This is a genomic window from Pseudomonas sp. UBA2684 (genome assembly GCA_002354655.1).
GTDB lineage: Bacteria > Pseudomonadota > Gammaproteobacteria > Pseudomonadales > Pseudomonadaceae > Aquipseudomonas.
Genome location: DELY01000047.1, coordinates 1 through 6014, shown reverse-complemented (window position 1 = coordinate 6014; position 6014 = coordinate 1). Strand labels below are relative to the sequence as shown.

General features: G+C 60.2%; 5 protein-coding genes and 1 pseudogene. All 6 read right to left on the bottom strand.

The genetic code is table 11. The features are described 5' to 3' along the window. Positions 1–2178: hypothetical protein (locus B3M58_RS16450; protein WP_296220729.1), on the bottom strand; the 2178-nt coding region annotated here is incomplete at its 3' end. Between the two features lie 289 nt (positions 2179–2467). After that, positions 2468–3124 (bottom strand): DUF2931 family protein, encoded by a 657-nt coding sequence (locus B3M58_RS16445; RefSeq protein ID WP_296220730.1) that lies wholly within the window; start codon positions 3122–3124, stop codon positions 2468–2470. Then, positions 3124–3318, bottom strand: a pseudogene (locus B3M58_RS16440) (DUF2235 domain-containing protein); the annotation flags it as partial. The pseudogene B3M58_RS16440 and the gene B3M58_RS16445, both read right to left, overlap by 1 nt. Before the next feature lie 34 nt (positions 3319–3352). Beyond that, on the bottom strand, positions 3353–4009 hold the full coding sequence (locus B3M58_RS16435) for a DUF2931 family protein (protein ID WP_296220728.1): 657 nt from the start codon (positions 4007–4009) through the stop codon (positions 3353–3355). A 5-nt stretch (positions 4010–4014) separates the two neighbouring features. Further along, positions 4015–5580 (bottom strand): phospholipase effector Tle1 domain-containing protein, encoded by a 1566-nt coding sequence (locus B3M58_RS16430; RefSeq protein ID WP_414704101.1) that lies wholly within the window; start codon positions 5578–5580, stop codon positions 4015–4017. Positions 5581–5789: 209 nt separating this feature from the next. Beyond that, a partial coding sequence (locus B3M58_RS16425) for a LasR-specific antiactivator QslA (protein WP_296220726.1) occupies positions 5790–6014 on the bottom strand: 225 nt, incomplete at its 5' end.

Below are 6014 nucleotides of genomic sequence, written 5' to 3'. Positions count from 1 at the left end.
CCGAATGGCGTGGAATCCGCAGCGTAGGGTTGCCAGTTGCGCGGGCTCGCCGCCCTGCGCGCAGCCTTGCCAGTAGGCGATCCAGGCATCGCGCTTGAGCACCTCAAAGCGGGTGCGCACTTCATGTATGCGGTCGTACAGGGTTTCCAGCTTGGTGGCCTTGTCCACCACGTATTCCGGGGTAGTGACCTTGCCGCAATCGTGTAGCCAGGCGGCAATGTGCAAGGCCTCCCATTCCTCCTCGCTGGGTCGGTAGTCGCGAAACGCCGGTTCGTCGCTGTCCGCTGCGGCGCGGGCGAGCATCAGGGTCACTTCTGGTACGCGCTGGCAGTGTCCGCCGGTATACGGGCTCTTCGCGTCGATGGCGCCGGCAATCAATTGGATAAAGGCATCCAGCAGTTGTCTCTGCCGCTCCAGCAGGCGCTGGCTTTCGATGCACAGCGCGGCGACGCCGGAAATTGCCTCGATAAACGCCACGCGTTCGGGGCTTTGCATGGCCAGGTCGGCTTCCTCGCCCCGGTCGCAGTGCAGCAGCACCAGCACACCGACGGTGTCGCCCTGGCGGTTGTGCAGGCCGGTCGCGACCAGATGCACGCGCGGGCTGTCGAGGGTTTGCAGCAGGCTTTTGTAGTCGCCGGCCTGATCGAAGCCGAACGAGGTCACTGTGCTTTTGCCGCCGCTGGCCGGCTGTTGCAGCCAGGCGGGCTGCTGGCTGCCGGCTTTGTCGTAGCCAGGGATGCCATGTTTGCCGAGGCTGTGCTGCGCGCCGTTGAGAAACAGCCCGTGGGGTTCGAGGCGCCCGCTGTCGGCGTCGATCAGGTAGATCAGGCCGCCGTGGGCGGCGCCGATGCCCACGGTTTCTTCCAGCACGCGCTTGAGCAGGGCGTCGAAGCGTGTTTCCGCGGACAGGCTGGCGGCGATTTCCAGGAAGCTGGCGATGGTTTCTTTCATGCGCGTCATCGACACGGCCAGTTGATCGACTTCCAGCACTGGCGAGCGGCCGCTGGCGGGGTATTTGAAGTCGAAACGGCGGATCGCGTCAGCCTCCAGAACCAGGGCGCGCAGGGGTTTGACGATCAGTCGTGAGGTCAGCCAGCCCAGCGGCAGGCACAGCAGCAAGGTGGTCAGGGTAACCAGCGCCCCTTGCCAGCGAATGCGGTAAGCGTCGGCCAGTAACTCGTCTTCCGGCACCAGCAGCGCCAGGTGCAGGCCCTGCGGGCCGCCTTCCTGTAGATGGCTGCGCGATACCACCCAGCGTCGTGTGTCGAGCTTCATCACGCCTTGCTGCTGGCCATCCAGGCCGGCGCCGAGTAGGGCCTCGAGTGGCGGACTGAGGGTGCGCGCGGGGGTCAATTGAGGGGCACCGTCATGGGTGACCAGGCGCGTGCTGTCGGGATAAGCAACGGCGTTGCCTGCGGGGTCGAAGAGAATCACCTCGCTGTTGGGCGTGACCCTGTGCTTGGCCAGCGTGGCGGAAATATCGACGAGGGTCAGGTCGGCGGCCAGCACGGTGGTCAGGCCGGCTCGCCTGGCAAGGGTGGTGCCGACTTCGGCGGTGGAGAAAAACACGTAAGGCGCCGTGGTGATCTGCCCGCCATCGGCGCGCGCGCTCTTGTACCAGTCGCGGGTGCGCGGGTCGTAGTCTTCCTTGAGCCGCTGGCGCCGGCTGATCAGGTTCAGCGAGCCGTCGAAGAACAGGTAGTTGGCGTCCAGGCTGGCATCGCTACGCTCGATCGACCAGACCTGGTACGCGGCATTCTCCGGCGCATCGAAGCGTTGCTTGAGGGCATCGCTGCGCAGCGGCCGCACCATAAAGAAGTCGCCATCGTCATAGCCAAGGTACAGCGAGGCCAATTTGGGGTTGTCGCGTAATGCCTGCACCAGCGGTTTGAGCAGCGCCAGGCGTGTATCCAGCTGCGTGGCTTGGGTGGCGTCGTTCAGGGCCAGCAAGCTGAGCAGGTGGCGAATCGGTTGGTAGGTGTACTGCAGGTCTTTGCGCACATCCTGCTGAATACGTTCGAACAGCTTGGCGCTGCTGGAGAAGATGATCTGGGTGGTCTGTTTGTAGTTGAACAGCCCCAGCACCACACCCGTCAGCAACAATAGCAAGGTGAATAGAACGCTGATGTGCACATGCAGGGGGAAACGGCGGTCGCGGGGCCTAAGGGTGCTGGGCATAGCGCGTCACTCCATGGATTGCGCTGCGGGCCCTGGAAGCATAGTGAAGGGTATGGAAGCTTGCCGACTAAAAGCTATTACGCATAAGAAACTTCCATTCCAGTATATAAGCGAGCGCACATCTCATCGGCGGTGACGGTAGTTTTGTTGCCGCGCTTGCCGCTTTTGCCCCAGTGGATAATGAGCCGAGGTGCGGATGTAGCGCAGCTTGAGCAGTGACTCATCGGCTGGTGTGGTGCTGTAGTCGCCGGCGATGAGCCTATTGCTGAGGGGCGTTGCTAAGCGCTACTTACCAACTCCCATAGGGGATGCCGAAGCGCTCGATATAGCGCTTGGATTTTTCGCTGATCTTATAAGCGTAACGCCCCTCCGTAAGACCTTGAGACGGTCCCAGCGGCTCTACCTCAGCCTGTGCTCGGGCGACTTTGACGGGGCGATGGCATTCATCACGCACCCACACCTGCACGATGCCGCCGGGGGCTAGGCCTAGATAAACCGAGGCCATGTAACGAGCCGCCCTCTCCGGTTCTTTTGGGCAGCGCCGGTTGGTTGATGTGCGCATGATTTGTCGAGCCTCTTCCGGGATATCCACCCAGGCCCGATAAGTCTGCGACTCTATAATGGATTGCCAGCGCACAAAAATACGCTTGGGCAGATCTGCACCGACTACGGCCTTGCCATTCCCACCGACCCCATCCCAGCCTCGTGCTGACTCAGTGCCGTCCTCGGGTTCACCGCCGGCAGCAGTGCCGCCGCCGGTTCGTGGAAACCACTTCCCGTTGATATCCTCCACGGCACTGTCTTCGACCCAGACCTTCATGTAGTCGGGTTCGGTAAAACCCAGCTCCCACCAAGGGTCTTTCGGGTCTTGTTCTCCCGACAACGGATCGACGGCTTGGCAACCATTTACCAGCAGCACGCCCAGCAGGACTCCAAACAGCCGCATCACATTAACTCCCAATCCGCTACATGCGGGTGCTGCGCACGCACGGCGTCTGCCGTGGGGGCGTTGATATAAACCACTTTGATTCCGCAATTGCCGCTTTTGCCCAACGGATGGTTCCAGTGGGCCGAGGTGTGGATGTAGCGCAACTTGAGCAGTGACTCATCGGTCGGTGTGGTGCTGTAGTCGCCGGCGATGAGCCTATTGCTGAGGGGCGTTGCTAAACGCTACTTACCAACTCCCATAGGGGATGCCGAAGCGCTCGATATAGCGCTTGGATTTTTCGCTGATCTTATAAGCGTAACGCCCCTCCGTAAGACCTTGAGACGGTCCCAGCGGCTCTACCTCAGCCTGTGCTCGGGCGACTTTGACGGGGCGATGGCATTCATCACGCACCCACACCTGCACGATGCCGCCGGGGGCAAGGCCGAGCTTTAACGAGGCGTAATATGCTGCCGGGCTGCTAGGGTTTTCTGGACAGCGTCGTGAGGTAGCGGAACGCATGATATGCCGAGCCTCCTCTGGTATATCCACCCAAGCTCTGTAAGTTTGTGGCTCTACAATCGACTGCCAACGCACAAAGATTTTTGCGGGAAGTTCGGCGCCGACAACAGCTTTACCTGCACCGCCAATACCATCCCAGCCTTTTGCGGAATCGGTGCCATCTTCGGGCTCTCCTCCTGCCGCAGTCCCCCCGCCCGTTTGTGGGAATAACCTGCCATTGATGTCAATGACGGCACTGTCTTCAACCCATACCTTCATGTAATTGGGCTCAGTGAAACCGAGGTTCCACCAAGGTGAGCGCGGATCTTGCTCCGCAGATAAAAGGTCAATGGCTTGGCAGCCACTCAATAGCAATAAGCCCAATAGGGCACTCAATACTCGCATCACAGTCACTCCCAATCCGCTACATGCGGGTGCTGCGCACGCACGGCGTCTGCCGTGGGGGCGTTGATATAAACCACTTTGATTCCGCGATTGCCGCTTTTGCCCAACGGATGGTTCCAGTGGGCCGAGGTGTGGATATAGCGCAACTTGAGCAGTGACTCATCGGCTGGTGTGGTGCTGTAGTCGCCAGCGACAAATTTGTCACAAAGTGGTTGGAGTTCCAGGGGAAGGAGGTATTGCGGCTCTTCAGGAATGTCTATGAAACGCACCCCCTTTTGCTTGGCTAGCTGATGCATCACCCGCAGGTACACCCGCGATAATTCGCCACGTACCTGCCGTTTGAGTTGCAGGCCGGCATAAACGCGCTGTCGCCGAGGCGCCGCACGGTCCTGCGGGTCGGCAGGCAGTCGTGTGGCGGCGGGTGTCACGATCTCCAGCATCTCAGTGGGCCAACCTTTGGCGAGCCATTGCGCCTTGGCTTGCAGGGCGTCGCGGTAGATTGAGGTGGTGGTCACATCGGTATTCCATGACACATCCAGTGCCTGCATCGGACTGATCAGCACACATTCCTCGGCCTCTGCGCGGTAGCCGCCGCCAATGTCCGAATGCGCGCCGGGCAAGGTGATTTCCGGATGGTCGGGCTTGACCCGGCTCAACGGGAAGTTGCCGCGGTATTCGTCACGAGCCACCAGGTGCAGCACGTTATTGAAGTATTTGCGCGAGAGGTGCAGCTTGATACCGGGCGCGACCGGGCTGCCGACATTGCCCAGGTTGGCCAGCCCGGCAATCGATGCCACCGTATCGAACAGGCCGATAAAGCCCATATGGATATCGCGCTGGTACTGGTCGTGAAAGAGGCGAGAAAAGGCTTTTGCATTGCTACGCAGTACATCGCCCAACGGCCCTTGTTTACCCCGTACGACCTCATTGGCGAAGTGCCGTGCCGCCGCTGCACCTCGACTGAAGCCGAAGGCATCGAAGGTTAGTAAGGTGATTTCGCAGTCGGGGTTATCCTGCTGAAAACTCTGGATTTCAGTTCGTATGCTGACGAACGCTTGTTGCACTCGCCCAGCCACTCCGGTATCGCCGCGTCCGGTTCCCGCCCCTAGCAGACTGTCCTGCTTACCCGCCTGAGTGCCTATCCCCTCGATATACACCGCACGAGATGCGCGCTTTTGCTGATCCTCCCCCTCAGCTTTTCGAGGGGCATAGTAAAGATCGCTCAGTTTTTTAACATTGGTGACATCGTTGCCGTAACTGCTGTCCGGGTCGCTCATATACGGCTTGCAACTCGCATCGAGGTCTTCCGGTTTGACTGCATGCTGTGCACCACAGAGCAGCCCTGCGGCAGTGTTGCCGGCGTTGTTGCCGGTGCCGTCGAAGAACACGCCGATACGCAAGGACACACGCACTTTTTCGGGGGGCGGTGCCGGCTCTTTTCCGTACTTTTCATATTCGGCCCAGCGTTCTTTATGGATATCCACGGCGGGTGGGTTATATCCATTTCTTAGCCTCGCTTCAGGCTTTTCAAGAGGGGGATTCGGGTTGGCCTGCCGGCACACATTCGGCATTACGTGATCACACGCTTTTTCCCAATCGCTTTTTCCACTCATTCCTTGATTCCTTGTTTATGCCTATGCGTCCAGCGTGAAGCATCCCGGGGCAAACCTTGCCGCAAGCGTTTCGCTCGGCGCAACCGAAAAAGTCCTGACTTATGCGGTTCTCCACAGCTACAGCAGCGACTGCGCAAGTGTTTGCGCAGTCGCTTGGTGCTGTGGTTTCAGAGCTGCAAGCAGGTGAGCGTGGCCTGGTGATTGCCGCCCAGCGGCGAGCACAGACGCTGGTGCACCCGACTGAGAAAGGCGATCTCGAAGGCGCGGCGTTGCGCCCCGACGGGCAGGGCATCGCGCTCGACAATCAGGTTGGCCCACAGCCAGCCCGTGGCATCGTCGCTCAGCCAGGTATTGGCACAGGCAAGGCCTTGGTCGAACGCCTGCTGGCACTC